Source organism: Streptomyces sp. NPDC054765 (assembly GCF_053612065.1).
On sequence record NZ_JBSHBP010000021.1, the window covers coordinates 93779 to 113937 of the forward strand.

The following is a 20159-nucleotide window of genomic DNA, read 5'->3' on the forward strand; positions in this document are numbered from 1 at the left end:
GGGGCGACGCCCCCGGTCAGTGGTGGCCCGGTCAGCGGCGGCCCGGCCTCCCCGGCCGGGGGCAAATCGACCCGGTGCGCGATGATGGAGGCCCGCGGTCAATGCCGCCCGCACCGAGCAACGACCAGCCGAGCCGTCGGCGAGAGGTACGACCATGGCACCGCGCATATTCCTGGCCAGGCACGGACAGACCGAGTGGTCCCGCTCCGGCAGGCACACCGGCCGCACCGACGTCCCGCTGCTGGACGAGGGCCGGCGCGGCGCCAAGCTGCTGGGCGAGCGGCTGCACCGCGCCCCCTGGGAGGGCCTGCCGGGCGTCGAGGTCCGCACCAGCCCGCTCGTGCGGGCGAAGGAGACCTGTGAGCTGGCCGGTTTCGGGGACCGGGCGCAGCCGTGGGACGCGCTGATGGAGTTCGACTACGGCGCGTACGAGGGCCTGACGCCGGCCGAGATCAAGTCGGGACGGCCGGACTGGCTCATCTGGCGCGACGGTGTGCCGGAGGGCGAGACGCTCGCCGAGGTCGCCGCGCGGGCGGACGAGGTCATCGGCTGGGCGCGGTCGGCCGACCGCGAGGTGCTGGTCTTCGCGCACGGCCACATCCTGCGTGCGCTGGGCGCCCGCTGGCTGGGCCTGGACATCTCCTTCGGTGCCCGCATCCGGCTGGAGCCGACGTCCCTGTCGGTGCTCGGCTGGGCCTACGGGGAGCCGGCGATCGAGCGCTGGAACGACACCGGACACCTCGGCTGACGGACACCCCGTCTGACGGGCGGCCCGGCCGGACACGGCCCGAAGGCGCGGCCGCACAGCCCGCCTGACGGCCCGTCGGCTCCCGCGGCCCGCCCGACGGCCTTTCGGTCCCGCCCTTCGGCCCCGCCCTTCGGCCCGTGTGCCGTCAGCCGGCGGAGTCCGCGACCGCCGCCCCGTCCCCCGGGGCGGCCGATGCCGCGTGCCGTTCCAGGAAGCCGGCGACCGTGCCGCAGTGGCGATACGCCCGCAGCGTACGGGCCGTGCCGTCGAGCATCGTACGGATCCGGGCCGAGCGGACCTGGGTCAGCAGCGTCAGCACCCGCAGTCCGGCCGCGGCGGCCTCCTCGGGCGCACCGCTGTCCGCGAGATCGCCCGCGAGCTCCGCGGTGAACAGGGCGATATTGCGGGTGAAGTGGGGGTCCTGCAGAGCCACCGCCCGGCGCGCGTGATCCGCCGCGCGCCCCGCGTCGCCTATGGCCGACCAGCACTGTGCCTGCAGACCCGCCAGTTCGGCCTCGCCGTAGAACGTCATCCACTCCGGGTCGCCGTCCCGCTGCCCGGCCGCGAACAGCCGCTCCGCGCGGGCCAGCGCCTGCTCGCAGCCGGAGCGGTCCGCCAGCCCCGCCCGGCCGCCCGCCTCGCGCAGCGCCAGCAGCGACAGCAGCCGCGGCGAGGCCAGATGCTTGGCGGCCTGCTGCGCGGCCTGCGCGGCGCGCACCGCCTCGCGCGGACGGCCGGCGTCGCGGGCGAGAAAGGCCGTGTTGCAGAAGGCGTGGGCCTCCAGGGCGGCATCGCCGCAGACCCGGGCGGTGGCCAGGGCCTCCGCGTAGTGCGAGCGGGCGTCGTCGAAGCGGCCCGAATCATGCGCCAACCAGCCGACGGTGATGGCGAGTTCGCCCGCGCCGGCGTGCAGCCGGTCGGACACCGAGCGGCGCTGCACGCCCGCGTCCAGCAGCTCGTAGGCGGCGCGCAGCGGCTGGGTGGCGCGGCGGTAGATGCCTTCCGCGCCGTGCCGGTCGTCCAGCAGCCGGATCCGGCGGACGGCCTCCTCGACGGCGGTGGCCTCGGCGGCGCCCGCCCGGCCGACGGCCGGGGCGCGGGGGCCCGGCACATGGGCGGCTGCGGCGGCGGCAGCGGCCTCGATGGGATGCAGGGCGGCAATGCCCAGGGCTGCCGCCGGGCCGCCGGTGATGAACGCGCGACGCAGCACGTCGCTCTCCTCGCAGATCTGGATACGGGTATCGCGGTGGTCGGGGTCGGTTGCCAGGGGCGGGGCGCTGACCGCCGCCGTACGCGCCCCCCGTCCGCGTACCGCCTCGCGCGGCGCGAAGCCCATGTCGGGCAGCGTCAGCCCCGGGAACATGTGCCGGAACACCCGCTCGTAGGCGTAGTTCGGACACCTGATCTCCCCGGACTCGACGCGGCCCACATAGCGGGCGTCGCACGAGACCTGTTCGCCGATCTCACGGGCGGACCGTCGGACCGCCGCCGCGAACTCGCCTGGCGACAGCCGGCCGCGCAGCTGTCGGAAAGCGAGGTTCGGACGGGCGGGTACGGTGCGCGACGACGCTGAACTTGCTGCTGGCGACGCCATGGCGGACCCTCTCCGTGCCCTCTCCGTGCCATCAGGTGGCGATGCCGCCTCCTGGCGGTGCGGCGGGATGACCGTACCGGCTGTGATGGCTCCGATACGCATAGTTTGGCTACAAATCGGATATCTCGCGCGCGATCTGCCATGAACTGCCATCCTTTGCAGCGTTACGCCGCCGTAGCTGTTGACATGCCTGACCGTTGAAGTCGGTGTAAAGGGTCGGGTGCGTGCAGGAGGAGGGGTTCCCCGTGTGGGAGACCGGCGTGAGCAGGGGCGGCAACGGGTCCGCGGGCCAGGCCGTCGCAGACGGGGCACCGGCCGTACCGGCGCAGGCGTGTGACCTCGTGACGGTGCCGGCCCGGCAGGGGCTGGAAGCCGTTGACATCCTCCGGCTGCGGGACGGCGTCGGCCCGGTGCTGCACGACGGGGCCTGCGACACCCTGGGCTTCCTGGTGCCCGCGGGCACGGCCGCAGGCTGGGACGTGCCGGGCAGCGCCTGTACCCAGACCTCCGGGCGGGGCATCGCGCTGGGCGCGCTGTGCGGTGAAGGGGCCGCGGCGGAGCCGCCGGTGACCGGCACCGGCTGGCTGGTGCCCCCGGAGGGCGCGGGCGCCGCAGCCACCGATCCGGCCGTCCTGCGCGCGGCGCTCGGCGAGGCGGCCCGCACGATCGAGGCCGTCGACCGCTGTCAGTGAGGCGACCGCTGTTGGTGAGGCGACCGCCGCCGGTGCGTCGACCGCTGTCAGTGCGGCGATCGCTGTCGGTGCGGCCGGGGGCAACACGCCGGCCGGTCCGTACGCGGCAGGTTCTGACGGTCCGTACGCAACAGGGCCGCCGGCCGATTCGTCACCGGGGCCCGCCGCCCGGCTGTACGCAACAGGGGCTGCCCGCAACGATGCCGGGCAGCCCCTTCGGTACCGGACGCCTGCGTCCTACGTCCCTTGAGCGGCCGGTGCGCCGTCCCTCGCCGGGCGGGGGATGGTGGTGGCGCCGCGCCGGTCGCCGAGCCGGCGCTGTACGCCGCGCAGCAGCCGCGCCGCGGTGAAGGCCGCGCCGTGGACGAAGCGCATGGACGGGCCGAACGACGGGGCGGTCAGCAGCCCCGCGAAGAACAGTCCGGGCCAGGACGATTCGAAGCCGGAACTCAGCTCGGGCGCCCGGCTGCCGCCCACCGTCCGCAGTGTGGTGCGCACTTGGGGAACCAGGAACCGCAGCCGCCCGAGGTCGGGGGTGAATCCGGTGGCCGCCACCACATGGTGGGCGTCCAGGGTCTCGGTCGCGCCATCCGTATGGGTGAGGTGGAGCCGTACCCCGTCGTGCTGGGGCGCGGCCGCCCGGATCCGGTGGCCCAGCAGGACCGGCACGGCCGGCTCGAAGCGCTCCCGCAGCCACCAGGCGCCGGCCGGGCCCAGCGCCGTCTCGGCGATCCGCACCCGGGTCGCCGAGGGCAGCCGGCGCACCGCCCAGGGGGCGTCCGCCCACAGCCGGTTCGGCCAGCCGGTGCCGAGCCCGGAGTGCGGATCGCGCAGTGTGCGCAGCCGGCCGCGCTCCAGCGGCTGGGGCGGGGAGTCCCAGCGCAGCCGGTCGGCGCGGGCCACCACGTGGGGCCGGGCGCCCTGTTCGGCGAGCAGGGCCGCGGTCTCCAGCGCGGACTGACCGGAGCCGATCACCGCGACGTCCTGGCCGTCGAAGCGGCCCAGATCGCGGTGGTCGCTGCTGTGCGAGGCGAGGTCCAAAGGCAGTTCGAGCAGCGGCCAGGGGCGGTTGACGAACGGCAGCACGCCGACGGCGAGCGCCACGGTCCGGGCCGCGATCCGCTCACCGGTGTCCGTCTCGACGTGGAAGCCGTCGCCGTCCGGGCGTACGGCGGTGACGGTGACCTCCTCGACCTGCGGCACCGCCCGTTCGCCGAACCATCTGCCGTATGCGGTGAAGGTGGCGAGGGGCAGCGGCACGCCGTGCTCGGCGGTCAGGTCGTGGGCCGCGCAGTAGTCGGCCAGGGTGTGTCCGCCGGCCGGGTCACAGAGACTGGAGGACCGGGGCTCGGAGGTGAGGAACATGCCGTCGGGCATGTGGTCGCGCCAGGAGGCCATCGGGCGGCCCAGGACCCGCAGCCGCAGTCCGGCCGCCGCCGCATGCGCGGCGATCGAGAGTCCGTAGGGGCCGGCGCCCACCACCACGAGGTCGTACATGGAAGTTCCCTGCTCTTTCTCTTTGTGCGGTGCGGTGCGGTGTGGTGCGGTGCGGGTTGTGCGGTGAGGTGAGGTGCGGCTTGTGCGGGGGTGGTTGTGGCGGGTTCAGGTGTGCGGGGCGGTGACCGTGCGGGCCCCCGTCGGCAGGTCCCGCACCCCTCAAGGCCGTTGGGGTGCCCCGAGCGGCCGGGCCGGCACCGGGCGGGGTGGGAGCGGGGTGCTGTCCGGTGGAGCGGTGCGCAGGCCGCCGGTGCCCTTGCGCAGCCCGCTGCGCGGCCACGATCCGGTCATGGCGAGGAACGGCAGCGGATCGTCCACGGCGAACCAGGCCCGCTCCACCCCCTGGCGCCGGGCCCGTCCGGTGCCCGCCGGGCGGGCCGCGGGGCGTTCGCCGAAGGCCGTGGCGAGGGCGGAGAGCAGGGCGTAGTTCTCGGCGCGGAAGAGCCGCCCGGGGGCGCTGCGGGCGAGCGGCACCGTACGGCCGGTCAGATCCAGGTGCAGCGCGCGGACGACATCGAGGCCCGAGGACGGGTCGGTGAAGAGGCGGAACTGCGCGCCGGGCCGGGGGTTGAAGCCGAGGAGGTGGTAGCGGCCGTGCGCGTCCCGGCGGAAGTCCAGATCGAGGATGCCGCGGTAGCCCAGATGTCCGGCCAGCCGCAGCGCGGCCCGTTCGACCTGGGGGTTGGGCAGCCAGCGGCCGACCGCGGTCAGGCCCGTACGCAGGGGCCAGGCGCGTTCCTTGCGGCCCGAGCCGCCGATCAGGCAGGCGCCGCCGCGGGTGAAGCAGCCGTGGAAGAACCAGTCGGTGTCCGGGCCGCCGGCCAGCCGGCGCTGCAGCAGCAGGGCGCTGCCGGCGCGTTCGGTCAGCTCGTACAGGCGGCGGACGTCGTCGCGGGTGCGTACCACCGTGGTGCTGCGCAGCCCGGCGGACGGCGGCAGCAGCCACGGCCGGGTCCACTTGGCGACCAGCGGCAGCCCGAGTTCCCCCGCCGCTTCGGCGGCCTGCTGTGCGCCGGCGGGGAGCGCGGTCGCCGGGTGCGGCAGGTCCAGTTCCCGGCACAGCAGGGCGAGTTCGGCCTTGTCGGCGAGGCGCTCGGGCAGGCCGGCGGGCTGGGCGGGGAGCAGATAGCGGCCCAGCAGCCGGCCGGCGAGCCGGGCCGCGGCGATCGCACCCCGGTCGTCCAGCGGGATGAGGACGGCGGGCCTGCCGATGCCCTCGGAGACGGCGCGCAGCAATTCCAGCAGCGGGGCCTCCGCCACCGGGCCGGCCGGGAGTTCGTACATCCGGTGCAGATACCGCGACCGGCTCACCGGGCCGCGCGCCGAGCCGACCGCGGCGTGCACCTCGATTCCCGCCCGGCCCAGTGATCTGACCGCGCCGAGGGTGCCGTGGTGAAAAGGGTCGGGGTCGAGCCGGAGCAGCAGTACGGGCACATCGGTGTCGAACGTTGACATGGCGCGGAGCTCTTCACTTCCAGGGACCGGGCGGGGGGACGGAATGCGCTGAGGGGTGATCGGAAGGCGTCCGGACGGCCGGTACGGGTCATCTCCTGATGACCGCCCCGGGATCGGTGCGCCGGACCGCGGGCGTCGCCGAAGGAGTCCGCAACGGCGGCAATGCCGCATGCGTCACGCGCGGGCCGGCCTGGATCCGCGGGCACGTACCGCTCCACCGGACGAGCACCGGCCACTGCCCGCACGGGGCGTGGCGGCGCCGGGAGAATCCGCGCGCCCCCGGGCTTTTTGCGCCGCGCTCCACGATCTGGCCGGGCTCACCCCGGCCCCGGCCCCGGCCCCGGCGCCCGCACCGCCCGTCCGTCCGGCCGCCATCCCGGTGCCCGCACCCGTCCCGCCGCCCACGCCGGCGCACCGTCCGCCGCCGTCCCGGCCGGGCCGGTTCCCCGTCGGTCCGGGCGAACGCACCGAGCGCCATGGCACCGCCTACCTGTTCGAGAGCGGGGACGGGTCGGGCGACCGGGACGGGTCCGGCAGCGATACGGCCGCCGCGGGCAGCGCCGCCGCCCGGCCCTGCTGCGGGGGCGCCGCCACCGGGGCCCGGCGCCGTGCCGAGGTGGCGGCCACGGCCTGCTCGTACACGCCCATCAGCTCCTCGGCGCTGCGCGAGATGTCATAGCGCCGCACCACCGGCGGGACCGGCAGCCGGCCCGGTCCGAGGCGCCGCAACTCCCGCAGTGCGGTGGCGAGTTCATGGACCCCGAGGCTGAAATGGCGGGCGCCGGGAGCCTGGTCGGCGGGCAGCTCGTCGACCGCCGGGCAGCTGCCGTAGAGCACATGCAGCCCGGACCCGAGCGCCTCCAGGACGGCCAGTCCGAACGCCTCGTCCGGGGAGGGCGAGACGAAGACGTCGATGGCCGAGAGCAGGCCGGGGATGTCGGGGCCGTCGGCCGCCCGCCCGTCGACTGCCCGCCCGTCGGCCATCCGCCCGCCGGTCATGGTGTCGACCGCCCCGTCGCGCTCGCCCAGCAGATGGATCCGGTCTCCCGAGCCGAACTGCTCCGCCATCCGCCGCAGCATCTCCCGCTCCGGCCCGGCACCCGCCAACAGCAGGTGCACCCCCGGCAGTTGGGTGACCGCCCGGACCAGCACATCGAACCGTTTTCCGGGCACCAGCCGGCCGGCGCCGCCGACCACGAAGGCGTCCAGCGGCAGCCCCAGCCGGGTGCGGACCAGGGCGCGGGCGGCCGGGTCGAAGGCAAAGCGGTGTGCCTCGATGCCGTTGGGCACCACATGGATCCGCTGCTCCGGTACGCCCCAGCGGCGCAGCCGGGCGGCGACGGTGTCCGAGACGGCGACGGTCGCCGTCCCCAGCCGCTCGGTGGCCCGGTAGAGGGTACGGACGCCCCGGGTCAGCCGGCGCCCCTCGATGACCGCGTCGCCCAGCGAGTGCTCGGTGGCGACCACGGCCCGGACGCCGGCCATCCGGGCGGCGATCCGGCCGTAGACGCAGGCCCGGTAGAGGTGGGTGTGCACCAGGTCGTAGCCGCCGCCGCGGATCAGTCCGGCGAGGCGGGGGAGCGCGGTCAGGTCCCGGTTGCCGGTCATCCCGAGGTGGGCGACGGGCGTGCCGTCGGCCTCGATGCCCTCGGCGACCTGGCCCGGCCGGGTCAGGGTGATGACCTCGCAGTACGCGGGCAGCCGGCGCAGCAGCAGCCGCAGCTGCTGCTCGGCGCCGCCCACGTCGAGGCCCGTAATGACGTGCAGAACCTTCACCGGATGCCTCCTGGGGTAGCTGCCGGGGTGGTGAACTCGTCGGGGGGCAGTGCGCGGCGGCGCGGCGGGTGCGGCGCGCGCTCGGGGTGCAGCTGCCGGGAGTGGTCAGCGGTGCCGGTCGGGACCCGCGGGTCAGCGGTGCCGGTGCGGGCCCGCGGCAGGGCGGGCCGGCCGGTCAGCGGGCCGGGGCCGGGGGAGCGGGCGCGGGCGTGGCCGTGGCCGGCCCGCGGCGGCGCCGGCGCGCTCATCCGCCCTCCCGCCGCACCGGCAAGGCCACGGTGCGCAGCAGGATCCGGATGTCCTGCCCCGGCGACCAGCTGTCGATGTAGAGGTTGTCGAAGCGGGCCCGGTCCTCCACGGAGGCCTCGCCGCGCAGCCCGTGCACCTGCGCAAGTCCCGTGATGCCCGGCGGCATCCGGTGCCGGGCGGCGTACTGGGGGCAGGCCCGGGTGCACCGCTCGACGCAGGAGGGGCGCTCCGGATGCGGCCCGACCAGGCTCATATCGCCGCGCAGCACGTTCCACAGCTGCGGCAGCCGGTCCAGCGCGGTGCGCCGCAGCAGCCGGCCGACCGGGCTTGTCCGGCCGTCGTCCGCCACGCCGCACCGCGTCGCCGCCTCGTGCGCGTCACCGGCGGGCAGGGTGCGGAACGTCAGCAGGGTGAAGGTGCGCCCGCCCCGGCCGGTACGTTCCTGCCGGCAGAGCACGCCGGGCCCGTCGGCGCACCGCACCGCGAGCGCACAGCCCAGCAGCACCGGGGCTGCGACCACCAGCGCGGGGCCGGTCAGCGCGAGGTCCAGCATCCGTTTGGACCGGCCGCCGTGCCGTGGCGGGGCGGTGTCCAGCTGCCGGCAGGCGAAGCCCCACAGATGGCCGGTGCCGGCCTGCGGTGGGCGGCCCTCGCGGGCGGCCGCGTCGCCGGCCAGCCAGATCGCCGAGCCCTGGTCGACGAAGCGGCGCAGCAGGGCCGCGGTGTGCGGATCGCCGTACGGCGGCAGCGTGAACACCGCGTCGCGCACGGTGTGCTGGATGACGGCCCGGGTGATGTCCTGCGCGCAGGTGAGCCGCGGCAGCGGCAGCCCCCCGCGGGCCGGGGGCGCATCGGGCCCGCCGGGCGGCAGCGACGCCGGGGTGACCAGGCCCACCGGGCGCATCCCGTACTCGGGGTGGGCGTGCAGCACGGCGGCGAGCTGCCGGGCGGCCGGCTCGGCGCCGACGATCAGGGTGGCGCGCGGGCTGCGGCGGGCGGCGTTGCGGCGGGCCCGGTAGACCGTGGCCCGGCCGCCGTGGGCCAGCAGGGTGTGCGCCGCCACCGCGCACCCCAGCAGGGCCGGCGGCAGCGCCCGCCCGGGGTCCACGGCGGCGAGCACCGCGGCCACCGCGCACCAGCAGACGGCGGCCCGGCCCAGCAGCGCCGGCAGGTCGTTGAGCGCGGCGGGGGCGGGGCCGGGACGGTAGAGACCGGCCCGGGAGTGGAGCAGCAGCAGACCCAGCACCATGGCGGCGACGGCCGGCGGCGGCGTACCGGTGCCGAGGACCGGCAGCGCGGTGGCGGCGGTGGCCAGGCCGTCGGCGGCCATCAGCGGGGCGACGGTGCGCGGCCGGACGCCACGGCCGGGCCGGGGCGGGGGCAGGGTCTCCCGCCCCGGGCCGCGGGGCGGATGGACCGCGGTGGCCGCCGGCCGGGGGGCCGGGGGCCGGACCCGGGCGGAATGGGGCGCGTCCGCGCTGTCCGTCGTCATCGGCTGATCCGCCCCCTGCTCTCCGGGCACGGCACACCGAGCAGTTCGCGGTACGGACCGGGGACCGCCGCGGCGGTGTGCCGCACGTCGTACGCCGCCCGGACGTGCTCCAGGCACCGGTGGCCCGGCGTCCGGCGCAGCTGAGGGCGGGTCAGCACAGGGAGTACGGCGTGTGCCAGGGCGCTCAGCCGGGCCGGCCGGCCGGTCTCACCGGGGAGCGCCGGGCCCGGGGAGCGCCGGGCGGGCCAGGGGGCCACCTCGGCGCCCGTCGCGGCGGCGTGGCGGGGCAGCTCCCCGCCGGGCGGTGCGGCGGCCACGGCGGGCGGTGCGGCGGCCACGGCGCGCAGTCCCGCCGCCACCCGGGCCCGCACCAGGTCGGTGACGACCCGGGCGACCCCGCCGTCGACGGGCCGGGAGACATGGAGAACCGTTGGCCGCTCTTGGCACTGCAGGTCTTGCGGCAGCACGCACTGCTCCCCTGATTACCGAGCTGACAGAACTCTCTGCGGGAATGTCCGGAGCGCGCCGCTCAGTGCCTGGTATCGGTCTGGAGGAAGAGCGCGCCGAGCAGATATCCCGGATTGCGGGTGGTGAAGCGGAAAGTGAGCCGATCGCCGCCGGAGTGCAGCGCGGGGGTGATGTCGAATACGTCGGAATCAAATCCGGGCGTGTTGCGGTAGGCGGGCAGCCGCTTCGTCTGCCGACCGAATTCAGTGATCGTCGAGTTCATCACATCGTTCGCCGGATTGGCGGCATCCCGCACCGTCTGCGCGTGGTGGCGGCTCGCCCGGACGGAGAGTGCGTCATTTCCGGAGCCCCGGTCGCCGTCATATGCGGCCACCCCGGCACGGCCGTGTGAATTCGCCGGGATGTGTTGCCCGTTCAGCCTTACCGAAAAGGAGCGGCGGTGTGTCCCCACCGGCTGGAATCCGTCCCACCGTGCGATTTCGCGCAGCGGCTGCCTGCTGTTCCCGTACACGGTCACCAGCGTCCGGCCGCCCCGGGCGCCGGCCGGGGAATGGCCCCTCGCGTTATTGATCTGCGCCACGGCGCAGGCGCCCGCACCGCTCTTCCGCACCGGTTCGGTGACGTCCGCGGACGCCTGGAAGCCGCCGGTCGCGGAGGTGGCGCGACCGGCGGTCAGGGTGTCGGCGCGCACCTCCTTGTACCGGTCGCCGGGTTCGGCGATCAGCGCCCGGCCGTCGTCCTCGGCGGGCTTGTGCCGGCCGGCCCGCAGGGTGCCGCCCTGCCGGGCCGCCGCGCACGGGCCGGCCGCGCGGCGGACGGCCTTGTGGCGGACGGCCTTGTGGTAGGTGACCGAGGAGTTGGCCGCGCGCGCGATACCGCCGTGCAAGGTCACGTGACAGCGCTCGCTGAAAGGAATTCGTGTGGATTCCTCGGGAGCCGGTGCAGCCGACGCCGGAGACCGGGCGGCCGACAATGACAAGGAGGCCAGTGCGCATACGACGCCGCGCACAGGGCGGTCCATCGACTTCCGCATGTCTTCCTCTCCGACTTCAATCAGTCAAACTGGAGAGCACTCTGACAGAAATCATCTTGGAAACCGCGACAGGCACGCCGGACCCCCGTCGGGGATTCTGATCAGCGGAATACCGGACTTCACCGGCGGCCGCACTGTTATGCCAGAAGGACTAACATTTTCTCGGACGGGGGAACGCCCGCACCTCAGACCCATTTCGCTCGTTGTGACCGGTTGCCCCATTCACGAACTGAAAGGAGAATGGGATGAAGCGGTTTGTCAAGACCGCCGCGGTGGCCGCGGCCGGCTGCGCCATGGTGCTGAGTGGCGCAGGCATCGCCTCAGCCAACGATGATGGTCACTACGGTGGCCGCGGTCACCGCGACCGTGGTTTCCACGGCCGTGGCGACCACTACCGCAACGACCACCGCGGCTTCTACAGCCACCGTGGCGGCGCCAACGCCGCCGGGTTTGCCGCGGGTTCCCCGGGCATCCTGAGTGGCAACAACATCCAGGTCCCGATCAGCATCCCGGTCAACGTCTGCGGCAACAGCCTCAACGTCGCCGCGCTGCTGAACCCGGCCTTCGGGAACGTCTGCCTCAACCGGTGACCCGGCGCCGGTCCGGAGGGATATCGGGCCGGCAGGGGTCATGATGTGCAGTTGGCGGATCGCCCCGGCCCCGGTCGCGGGTGGTCCGCCACTCTGCCCGTACGTCCGGGCGCCCCGCGCCGCCCCCCGGGCCCTTCCCTTGCGCCGGTCGCACCTCGCTGACCAGCGGATACGGCCTCGGGGGCAGGGGCCATACTGGAGGGCATGGCGAAGAGCAGACGCGGGCGCGGCGGACCGGAGTCCGTCATGGAGACGGTGGACGGCGGGCCGGCCGAGCTACGGCCCGACCGGGACCGGCCGCGCGGCTGGACGCTGCTGATCGACGGTGCCCCGCAGTCCCACGTGGACCTCGACGACCCGGCGTATCTGGACTTCTCCTATCAGCGGCGGCTCGGGCACGTCGCCGACCTGGCCGGACCGGCGGGCAAACCGCTGCGCGTGGTCCATCTGGGCGGCGGGGCCCTGACCCTGGCCCGCTATGTCGCGGCGACCCGGCCGCGGTCCACCCAGCAGGTCGTGGAGATCGACGCGCCGCTCGTCCAGCTCGTACGCCGGCACCTGCCCTGGGACAGCGGCTGGCGGATACGGGTGCGCGGCGGCGACGCCCGCGCCGGCCTGGCGAAGATCCCGGACGGCTGGGCCGACCTGGTCATCGCCGATGTCTTCGGCGGTGCGCGGACGCCCGCCCACCTGACCAGCACCGAGTTCCTGACGGAGATACACCGGGCGCTGCGGCCCGGCGGCTTCTACGCTGCGAACCTCGCCGACGGGCCGCCGCTGCGGTTCCTGCGCGGCCAGATCGCCACGGTCCGTACGGTCTTCCCCGAGCTGTGCCTGACCGCCGACCCGGCCGTACTGCGCGGCAAGCGCTTCGGCAACGCCGTCCTGCTGGCCGCCGACGTGCCGCTGCCGGTCGCCGAACTCACCCGGCGGGCGGCCACCGATCCGCAGGCCGGGCGGGTCGAACACGGCCGGGCACTGCGGGACTTCACCGGCGGCGCGGCCCCGGTCACCGACGCCACGGCCCTTGCCTCACCCGCCCCGCCGGACGGTGCCTTCGACTGACGCCGGCCGCGCCGTACGGGCGTCGCTACGTCCCGTGGTCGCTCATCTCCACGGTCGGCGGATGACCGTTCCAGGTGCAGAACACGGACGTATGGGCGCTGCCGCCGGAGAAGTCGACCCGGATCCACCCGTCCTGCTTCCACACCTGCATCTCCCAGCCCGCGTTCGGGGTCGCCGACACCAACTCGGCCGAACGGCCGCCCATATCGAAGACCACCCGGCCGCCCGCCGTGGAGTAGCTCTTGACCCGGCCGTCGGAAGCCGGTGCGGAGCTGTCCGGCGAGGTGGTGTCCGGGTAGCGCGACCGGGGGCTGCCGCTGTGCGACGGCGTGGCCGGCTGCGACGGTGCGCCCTCGGTGGGCGCCGGGCCGCGCGCGGGTGACCGGGACGGCTTGGGGCGGTGGGTGGAGGAGACGCGCGGGGCGGCGCCGTCGTCCTTCTGCGCCGGTGAGAAGGCCACTTGATCAGAGATCGGCAGCGCGCGCGGCGCGTCGTACGCCGTGCCGGACAGCACGGTGTGCACGCCGAACCACGACAGGGTGACCGCGGCGCCGGTCGCCAGCGTCCAGGCCGCCGCGTGAACCAGTCCTCGTTGCATCCGGCTCATACTGCACCACCGGTCCGCCCTGTGGCAGCCCGTCCCGCACGCCGGAGTGCGCCGCCCCCCGCGTCAACCTCGGGCAAAGAACCTTGCCCGAATGGCGTACGGTGCCGCCCATGGCACGTGTGCTCGTCGTCGAGGACGACCAGTTCGTACGCTCGGCACTCATCCGGCATCTGACCGAGGCCGCCCACACGGTACGCAGCGTCGGTACCGCTCTGGAGGCCCTCCGCGAGGTGGCACACGTCGGCTTCGACGTCGTCATCCTCGACCTCGGCCTGCCCGATCTGGACGGCGGCGAGGCGCTGAAGATGCTCCGCGGCATCACCGATGTCCCGGTGATCATCGCCACCGCCCGGGACGACGAAGCCGACATCGTACGGCTGTTGAACGACGGCGCCGACGACTACCTCACCAAGCCGTTCTCCGTCGAGCATCTCTCGGCCCGGATGGCGGCCGTCCTGCGTCGCTCCCGGGCCACCGCGGCCGGCGCGGAACCGCCCTCACGAGTGATCCGGGTCGGCGGACTGTCCGTCGACCCGCTGCGCCGGCAGGCCGAACTGGACGGCGCCGCACTCGATCTGACCCGCAGGGAATTCGATCTGCTGGCCTTCCTCGCCGGGCGCCCCGGTGTCGTCGTCCCCCGCAGGGAACTCCTCGCCGAGGTCTGGCAGCAGTCCTACGGCGACGACCAGACCATCGACGTCCATCTGTCCTGGCTGCGCCGCAAGCTGGGCGAAACCGCCGCGCGGCCCCGCTACCTGCACACGCTGCGGGGTGTCGGGGTGAAGCTGGAGCCACCGCAGTGAGATGGGCGCTGGTCAAGGTGGCGCTGGCGGTCACCGCCATGGTCGTGGTCGCCTTCGCCGTCCCCCTCGGACTGGTCGTCAAGGAGCTGGCCCGTGACCGCGCTTACGGAAGCGCCGAGCGGCAGGCCGCCACCATCGGCCCGGTCCTCGCCATCACCACCGACCGCGCCCAGCTGGAGCGCGCCGTGGCCAGCGCGGAGACCGGGCCCGGCGGCCGGATCGGGGTCCATGTCCCGGCGAGCGGCAAGAACGGCGGTCCCGCCGAGATCGGCTCCCGGCGCGCCGCGCAGCGGGACGTCGAGGCCGCCGCCAAGCTCGGCCGGGCCTCCATCTCACCGGTGCCCGGCGGCACCTCGCTGCTCCAGCCGACCGCCGTCGCCGCCGGCATCGCCGTCGTGGAGGTCTTCGTCCCCGACGCGGCACTCACCAACGGTGTCACCACCTCCTGGGTGGTGCTGGCCGGCGTCGGCCTGGCGCTGATCATCGGCTCGGTCGCCGTCGCCGACCGGCTCGGCACCCGGATGGTGCGGCCCGCGGAACGGCTGGCCGGCGCCGCCCACGACCTCGGCAAGGGCAAGCTCGGCGTCCGCGTCCCCGAGGACGGCCCCAAGGAACTGCGCGCCGCGGCAAGTGCCTTCAACTCCATGGCCGACCAGGTCGTCCAACTGCTGGCCAACGAGCGCGAACTGGCCGCCGACCTCTCGCACCGGCTGCGCACCCCGCTGACCGTCCTCAGGCTCAACGCCGCCTCGCTCGGCGACACCCCCGCCGCCGAACAGACCCGGGCCGCCGTCGCGCAGCTGGAGCGCGAGGTCGACCAGATCATCCGCACCGCCCGCGAGCAGAAGGCCCAGACCGGGCCGGCGGCCGCCGCGGCCGGCTGTGACGCCGCCGAGGTGATCCGCGAGCGGATGGACTTCTGGTCGGCGCTCGCCGAGGACGAGGGCCGCACCGTACGCATCGCCGGCGCGGACCGGCCCGTACGCGTCCCCGTCGCCCGCCCCGAACTCGCCGCCGCCCTGGACGCGATGCTCGGCAACGTCTTCCGCCACACGCCCGAGGGCACCGCCTTCGCGGTCGATGTCCACAACGCCCAGGAGGCGGTGATCGTGCTGGTCTCGGACGCCGGTCCGGGCATCGCCGACCCGGACGCCGCACTGCGCCGCGGCTGGTCGGGCGGCGGGTGGGGGCACCGCCCAGCGGCAGCTGAGGGAGGCTCCACCGGACTCGGCCTGGACATCGTGCGGCGGCTGGCCGAGTCCACCGGCGGTGATGTGCGCATCGGCCGCTCCGTCCTCGGCGGCACCGAGGTACGGGTCTGGCTGGCTCTGGACGACCGGCGCGCCCACCGCGGCGGGCGCCGCGGCCACCGGCTGCGCCGCACGCTGCGCAGCCGGGGACGGCGGGCCGTACGCATCATCCCCTGGCGCAGGTCCGGCGGGGGCGCGCAGCCGTCCGGCGGAGCGGATGCGGAAGGGCTTCGGAGCGGGCGCTCTTAACCACCCCCTTCCGCTTCCTTAAGGCGGCCATAATTCCGCCAACCGCCGTACCGATCCCGGCATTTGTCCGTTTCGCTGCCGCTAGCGTGCGGGACGCACCACGGTGCACTCCACCCCCCACGGGGTGCACTCCCCCCACGTGGTGCCCTCCACCCCCCATGTGACGACAGGCAGGCACGAGATGAGTTCCTCGGTACACCGCCGGCGCAAGAGCCGCACCACCCGGTTGATCGTGAGCGGCGCGGCCGCCGTGGTCGCGGCCGGCGGCGCGTTCGCCGTCGCCGGCTCGGCCCTGGCCGCCAAGGCGCCGCGGACCACCGGCGCCCCGAAGGCCGCGGCCGGCTTCGCCCCGTACGCCGACACCTCGCTCACCCCCGCCTACGACCTGGCCGGCACCGCCCGGAAGACCGGGGTGAAGAACTTCAACCTGGCGTTCGTCACCTCCGGCGGCGGCTGCACCCCCAAGTGGGGCGGCTCCGGTGAGCTGGGCAACGACCCGGTGGCCGGGCAGATACCCGCCCTGCGCAAGGCCGGCGGCGACGTCCGGGTCTCCTTCGGCGGCGCCAACGGCACCGAGCTGGGGGTGGCCTGCGGCTCCGCGGACGAACTGGCCGCCGCATACGGCAAGGTCATCGACCACTTCCAGCTCACCAAGGCCGACTTCGACATCGAGGGCGGCGCGCTGCCCGACACCGCCGCCAACACGCGCCGCGCCCAGGCCATCACCCAGCTCCAGAAGAAGCACCCCGGTCTGGACGTCTCCTTCACCCTGCCGGTCATGCCCGAGGGCCTGACCCAGGACGGGGTGAACCTGGTCGCCGACGCCAGGAAGAACGGCGTCAAGATCTCCGCCGTGAACATCATGGCGATGGACTACGGCACCTCCTACAACGGCGACATGGGCACCTACGCGATCCGGGCCGCCACCGCCACCCAGAGCCAGATCAAGACGGCGCTCGGCCTGAGCGACGCCGACGCCTGGAAGACCGTGGCCGTGACCCCGATGATCGGCGTCAACGACGTCCAGAGCGAGGTCTTCACGACCGACGACGCCGCCGAACTGGTGCAGTTCGCCAAGGACAAGCACCTGGCCTGGCTGTCGATGTGGTCCGGGGCCCGCGACAAGGCCTGTCCGGGCGGTGCCGGCAACTCCGCGCAGCCCACCTGCAGCTCCGTCCAGCAGAAGCCGCTGGAATTCACCGAGGCCCTCGGCGCCTACACCGGCTGACCCCCACCGGCGGTCCGGGCCCCCACCGGACCGCTCGCCCCCGGGCGGGGCGCAGCGGAGCACTCCTCCCACCCGCTGCGCCCCGCCATCCGCCGTGTGCGCCCCGCAACTCCCGTACGCGGCACGGCCGTCCCCAGGCCGCACCGCTCCGTACCGCCGTGCGGAAGGCGATCGGCGCGGTGCCCGGCTGCCGCTGGAAGAACGTGCTGAAGTCGGCGGCGTCGGCGAAGCCCAGCCGGTCCGCGATCCGGGCCGCGGACCGGTCGCCGAGCGCCGGCAGCCGCTCGGCCTCCGGCACCACCGCCGGTCGATGAACTCCTTGGCCCCCGCCCCGGCAAAGGCCTCGGTGGCCCGGGAGAGGGTGCGCGGCGCACAGCCCCGGGCCGGGCGACAGCGCTTGTCGTGGGGGAGGACTGGTCCGCGTCAGATCCGTCCCGTACTTCTTGACGACCGCAGCGGGCTGGTGTCAGCCGTGCGCTCCTGGGGCTTGCGCTGTGGCGCTGCTGCTACCGGCAGCCGCCCTGCTCCACTGGGCCAGCAAGCGCAGGGAGGTCTCGGACACGCTGCCGGGTTCGGTGCTGTAGACGAAGAGGGTCTGGTCGGGGTCGTCTGCGGGAGTGAGGGCCTGGTAGGTGACTGTGAGGTCGCCGACGAGCGGGTGGTGGTAGTCCTTGGTGCCGGTCGTGCGCCGGTGGACCTTGTTGTCCGACCAGAAGCGGCGGAATTCCTCGCTGCTGAGGGAAAGGTCACCGACCAGGGCGCTCAGGGCTGGGTCGTCCGGGTGGCGGCCGGCGTCGAGGCGGAGCATGGCGGCGGTGTCCGCGGCGACGCGGGGCCAGTCCCGGTACAGCTCGCGCGCGTGTGGGTCGAGGAAGACGAAGCGGGCCTGGTTCCGCTCGGCTGCGGGGAGCGCGCGGAAGTCGGTGATCAGGCGTCCGGCGAGCTGGTTGTGGGCCAGCACGTCGAGTCGCCGCCCGAGGACGAAGCCGGGGCGGCAGGTCTGCTGGAGGGTGTCCAGCAGGTCCCAGGTGGCGCGGTGGACGCGCTGGGGGCGGGGGCGGCGTCGCCGGGCAGGCCGGGACCGGGCGAGCGTGTGCAGGTGGCTGCGCTCGGCGTCGTCCAGGTGCAGGGCGGAGGCGAGCGCGTCGAGGACCTCTGCGGAGGCGCTGCGGCTGCGGCCTTGTTCGAGGCGCGTGTAGTAGTCCACGCTCACCCCGGCCAGCCGGGCGAGTTCCTCCCGGCGCAGGCCTGAGACCCGGCGCCGGCCCAGGCCATGGTCGTCGAGCCCGGCTTCCTGTGGAGTGAGGCGCGAGCGGGCGGAGCGAAGGAACTCCGCCATCGGTGCGCTGGTGGGGTGCTCATGGTCCATCTGTCCATCGTCGCGCAGTCGCCCGGGGTTCGGCGGCGGGAGGGGGCCCACTTTGTCCCCCGATCAGGCGGGCCCTTCTACGGCCTTTCTTCCCCGTTCAGAGCTGGTTCGGTGGAAGCCGGGCCTCGCCGCCGGGGTTGGCGGCCGGGGCACTGTCCGAACAAACGATCTGGAGGCATCTCATGTCGACGTGGTTCATCACCGGCGCATCCCGCGGCCTGGGGCTCGAAATTGCGCGGGCCGCTCTCCGGGGCGGCGACACAGTCGTGGCCGCCGCCCGGAAGCCGCAGAAACTGCCGGACGACCTGCAGCACTCCGACCGAGTCCTCGGTGTCGCCCTCGACGTCACCCGGAGTGACGAGATCACGGCTGCCGTTGAACGGGCCGTGCAGCGTTTCGGCACGGTCGACGTCCTGGTCAACAACGCGGGCCGTGGCCTGCTCGGGGCGCTGGAGGAGATCACGGACGCCGAGGCGCGGTCCCTGTTCGACCTCAACGTCTTCGGGCTGATCAACATGACCCGCGCCGTCCTGCCCGTGATGCGAGCAGCCGGAGCAGGGAAGATCGTGCACATAGGTTCACGCTCAGGGTTCGAGGGGGAGCCCGGAGTGAGCATGTACAGCGCGTCGAAATTCGCGGTGGCCGGCATCAGCGAGGCGCTCGCAGTCGAGCTGGAGCCGTTCGGGATCCAGAGCATGGTCGTGGAACCCGGCGTCTTCCGCACCGACTTCCTCGACACCAGTTCCCTGTCCACTGCAGCCCAGCGCGTCGCCGCCTACGACGGCACACCCGCCCACGCCACCCTGGACTGGCTCGACACCGCCAACCACACCCAGCTCGGGGACCCCGTCAAGGGAGCCGCCCTGATCTACGAGGTCACCAGCCGGGACAAGCTCCCCGGGCATCTGGCCCTGGGCCGTGACGCGATCGAACGCCGGCTGGTCAAGATCAGCAGCCTTCAGGGCGACCTCGTGGCCTGGCAGGACAAGTCCGCCGCCACGGCCTGCGACGACGCCGCCTGACGCCCCCACCGATCCCGAGAATCAGGAAGTAGCCCAGCCATGACCTCCCTCGGCGGGCAGGTCATGCCCCGGCCCGTCGACGTCACCGACCGAGCAGCCGTCCGCACGGCCGCCGACCAGGTGGCGGCCGCACGGGGACCGGTGGACCTGGGGTTCAACTCCGCGGGCGTCCAGCTGATCTCCGCCGTCGGCGAGCGCAAAGTTGACGACCGGCAGCGGCAGATCGATCTCAACGTCGCGGGAGTGAGGGATGTGATCGCTGCCTTCCTCCCGCACCTGACTGCCGCCGCCGAGCGGGGAGATGCCGCCGGCCTGATCAGTACCTTCTCCATCGCAGCGACGCGCATCCTGGAGAAGTTTTCGATCCACTCGGGTACGAAGGCCGCCATCAGCCACCTGACCCGTCTCATCCGGGTCGAACTGGGCCGGAAGAACGTGCGGGTGAGCGCCATCGAGCCGGCGAGCGCACCGGCAGCTACCGCACCGCCCTTGACGAGCTGATCACCGACGCCGGGGGCACCAGCCGGATCACCGCCGAGGACTACGCCGTCGCCGTCCTCGACGAGATCGAGCGGCCCCGCCACAGCGGCGAGCGCTTCACCGTCGGCCACTGAGCCCCGCCACCGGCCCCTTGTCTCTGCTTGTGTCTGCGCCCGCATAACGCCAAGGCCCCCGACCTGAGGTCGGGGGCCTTGATGTGGGGTGAGTAACGGGACTTGAACCCGCGACATCCTGGACCACAACCAGGTGCTCTACCAGCTGAGCTATACCCACCATGACCGGTGCTGTGTGGTTCTTTTTCCCCACCGGCTGAGAAAAAGTGTACAGGGTCCCGAGGGGTGCTCGCGCCCAGGTTTCGTGTCCCGGGACCGAGGGCGTGTCGGGGGGGGGGGGGGGGGGCCCCCCGGGGCCCCCCCCCACCCGCCCCCGGGGGCGCGAACGGGGGGGGCGGGGGGGCGGGGGGAGGACGAG

Annotated in this window: 18 protein-coding genes, 1 tRNA gene and 3 pseudogenes; 10 read left to right on the top strand and 12 right to left on the bottom strand. The window is 74.2% G+C overall.

All coding sequences use genetic code 11. The features are described 5' to 3' along the window. Positions 1–154: 154 nt before the first annotated feature. Positions 155–748: a histidine phosphatase family protein gene (locus tag ACWGJY_RS16265; protein ID WP_453261449.1), complete on the top strand. Its 594-nt coding sequence runs from the start codon at positions 155–157 to the stop codon at positions 746–748. Positions 749–893: 145 nt separating this feature from the next. Here ACWGJY_RS16265 and ACWGJY_RS16270 read toward each other — a convergent pair whose 3' ends face one another. Beyond that, complete coding sequence (locus ACWGJY_RS16270; RefSeq protein WP_453261450.1) at positions 894–2342, bottom strand: tetratricopeptide repeat protein; 1449 nt, start codon at positions 2340–2342, stop codon at positions 894–896. A 260-nt stretch (positions 2343–2602) separates the two neighbouring features. Here ACWGJY_RS16270 and ACWGJY_RS16275 point away from each other — a divergent pair, with 260 nt between their 5' ends. Further along, positions 2603–3034 (top strand): hypothetical protein, encoded by a 432-nt coding sequence (locus ACWGJY_RS16275; RefSeq protein WP_453261473.1) that lies wholly within the window; start codon positions 2603–2605, stop codon positions 3032–3034. A gap of 237 nt (positions 3035–3271) precedes the next feature. Here ACWGJY_RS16275 and ACWGJY_RS16280 read toward each other — a convergent pair whose 3' ends face one another. The 7 genes from ACWGJY_RS16280 to ACWGJY_RS16310 form a co-directional block, all read right to left on the bottom strand. Continuing rightward, the gene (locus ACWGJY_RS16280; protein WP_453261451.1) at positions 3272–4531 is read right to left on the bottom strand and encodes an NAD(P)-binding domain-containing protein; all 1260 of its coding nucleotides are present in this window, start codon (positions 4529–4531) and stop codon (positions 3272–3274) included. Between the two features lie 159 nt (positions 4532–4690). Beyond that, the gene (locus ACWGJY_RS16285; RefSeq protein ID WP_453261452.1) at positions 4691–5986 is read right to left on the bottom strand and encodes a carboxylate--amine ligase; all 1296 of its coding nucleotides are present in this window, start codon (positions 5984–5986) and stop codon (positions 4691–4693) included. Positions 5987–6472: 486 nt separating this feature from the next. After that, the gene (locus tag ACWGJY_RS16290) at positions 6473–7762 is read right to left on the bottom strand and encodes a glycosyltransferase (protein WP_453261453.1); all 1290 of its coding nucleotides are present in this window, start codon (positions 7760–7762) and stop codon (positions 6473–6475) included. Next, the gene (locus ACWGJY_RS16295) at positions 7759–8010 is read right to left on the bottom strand and encodes a hypothetical protein (protein ID WP_453261454.1); all 252 of its coding nucleotides are present in this window, start codon (positions 8008–8010) and stop codon (positions 7759–7761) included. The genes ACWGJY_RS16290 and ACWGJY_RS16295 overlap by 4 nt, the downstream gene beginning before the upstream one ends. Beyond that, the gene (locus tag ACWGJY_RS16300) at positions 8007–9503 is read right to left on the bottom strand and encodes a sugar transferase (RefSeq protein ID WP_453261455.1); all 1497 of its coding nucleotides are present in this window, start codon (positions 9501–9503) and stop codon (positions 8007–8009) included. Before ACWGJY_RS16300 ends, ACWGJY_RS16295 begins: the two co-directional genes overlap by 4 nt. Then, entirely contained in the window at positions 9500–9970 is a 471-nt protein-coding gene (locus ACWGJY_RS16305) for a hypothetical protein (protein WP_453261456.1), read from the bottom strand. The genes ACWGJY_RS16300 and ACWGJY_RS16305 overlap by 4 nt, the downstream gene beginning before the upstream one ends. 62 nt (positions 9971–10032) lie before the next feature. After that, the gene (locus ACWGJY_RS16310; RefSeq protein ID WP_453261457.1) at positions 10033–10863 is read right to left on the bottom strand and encodes a hypothetical protein; all 831 of its coding nucleotides are present in this window, start codon (positions 10861–10863) and stop codon (positions 10033–10035) included. 386 nt (positions 10864–11249) lie between these two features. Here ACWGJY_RS16310 and ACWGJY_RS16315 point away from each other — a divergent pair, with 386 nt between their 5' ends. Together ACWGJY_RS16315 and ACWGJY_RS16320 are read left to right on the top strand one after the other, a co-directional pair. Then, complete coding sequence (locus tag ACWGJY_RS16315) at positions 11250–11594, top strand: chaplin (RefSeq protein ID WP_453261458.1); 345 nt, start codon at positions 11250–11252, stop codon at positions 11592–11594. Between the two features lie 204 nt (positions 11595–11798). Beyond that, entirely contained in the window at positions 11799–12659 is an 861-nt protein-coding gene (locus tag ACWGJY_RS16320; protein WP_453261459.1) for a spermidine synthase, read from the top strand. A gap of 25 nt (positions 12660–12684) precedes the next feature. Here the strand turns inward: ACWGJY_RS16320 and ACWGJY_RS16325 are convergent, their stop codons facing one another. Beyond that, positions 12685–13257: a hypothetical protein gene (locus ACWGJY_RS16325; protein ID WP_453261460.1), complete on the bottom strand. Its 573-nt coding sequence runs from the start codon at positions 13255–13257 to the stop codon at positions 12685–12687. Positions 13258–13376: 119 nt separating this feature from the next. Between ACWGJY_RS16325 and ACWGJY_RS16330 the strand changes: the two genes are divergently transcribed. From ACWGJY_RS16330 to ACWGJY_RS16340, 3 genes and pseudogenes are all read left to right on the top strand, one after another. After that, complete coding sequence (locus ACWGJY_RS16330; RefSeq protein ID WP_453261461.1) at positions 13377–14069, top strand: response regulator transcription factor; 693 nt, start codon at positions 13377–13379, stop codon at positions 14067–14069. Next, positions 14066–15568: a sensor histidine kinase gene (locus tag ACWGJY_RS16335; protein ID WP_453261462.1), complete on the top strand. Its 1503-nt coding sequence runs from the start codon at positions 14066–14068 to the stop codon at positions 15566–15568. The genes ACWGJY_RS16330 and ACWGJY_RS16335 overlap by 4 nt, the downstream gene beginning before the upstream one ends. 307 nt (positions 15569–15875) lie before the next feature. After that, positions 15876–16796 (top strand): annotated as a pseudogene (locus ACWGJY_RS16340) (chitinase); the annotation flags it as partial. A gap of 142 nt (positions 16797–16938) precedes the next feature. On the opposite strand, the pseudogene ACWGJY_RS16345 reads toward ACWGJY_RS16340, so the two are convergent. Together ACWGJY_RS16345 and ACWGJY_RS16350 are read right to left on the bottom strand one after the other, a co-directional pair. Beyond that, positions 16939–17174, bottom strand: a pseudogene (locus ACWGJY_RS16345) (helix-turn-helix domain-containing protein); the annotation flags it as partial. 88 nt (positions 17175–17262) lie between these two features. Beyond that, on the bottom strand, positions 17263–18165 hold the full coding sequence (locus ACWGJY_RS16350) for a helix-turn-helix transcriptional regulator (RefSeq protein ID WP_453261463.1): 903 nt from the start codon (positions 18163–18165) through the stop codon (positions 17263–17265). A gap of 182 nt (positions 18166–18347) precedes the next feature. Here ACWGJY_RS16350 and ACWGJY_RS16355 point away from each other — a divergent pair, with 182 nt between their 5' ends. The 3 genes and pseudogenes from ACWGJY_RS16355 to ACWGJY_RS16365 form a co-directional block, all read left to right on the top strand. Further along, positions 18348–19187, top strand: coding sequence for an SDR family NAD(P)-dependent oxidoreductase (locus tag ACWGJY_RS16355; RefSeq protein WP_453261464.1), 840 nt, complete (start codon positions 18348–18350; stop codon positions 19185–19187). A gap of 63 nt (positions 19188–19250) precedes the next feature. After that, positions 19251–19688, top strand: a complete 438-nt coding sequence (locus ACWGJY_RS16360) for an SDR family oxidoreductase (RefSeq protein ID WP_453261474.1) — start codon at positions 19251–19253, stop codon at positions 19686–19688. Beyond that, a pseudogene (locus ACWGJY_RS16365) lies at positions 19646–19801 on the top strand (NAD(P)-dependent oxidoreductase); the annotation flags it as partial. The gene ACWGJY_RS16360 and the pseudogene ACWGJY_RS16365, both read left to right, overlap by 43 nt. Positions 19802–19885: 84 nt before the next feature. Here ACWGJY_RS16365 and ACWGJY_RS16370 read toward each other — a convergent pair. Beyond that, positions 19886–19961 (bottom strand) — tRNA-His (locus ACWGJY_RS16370). Positions 19962–20159: the final 198 nt, after the last annotated feature.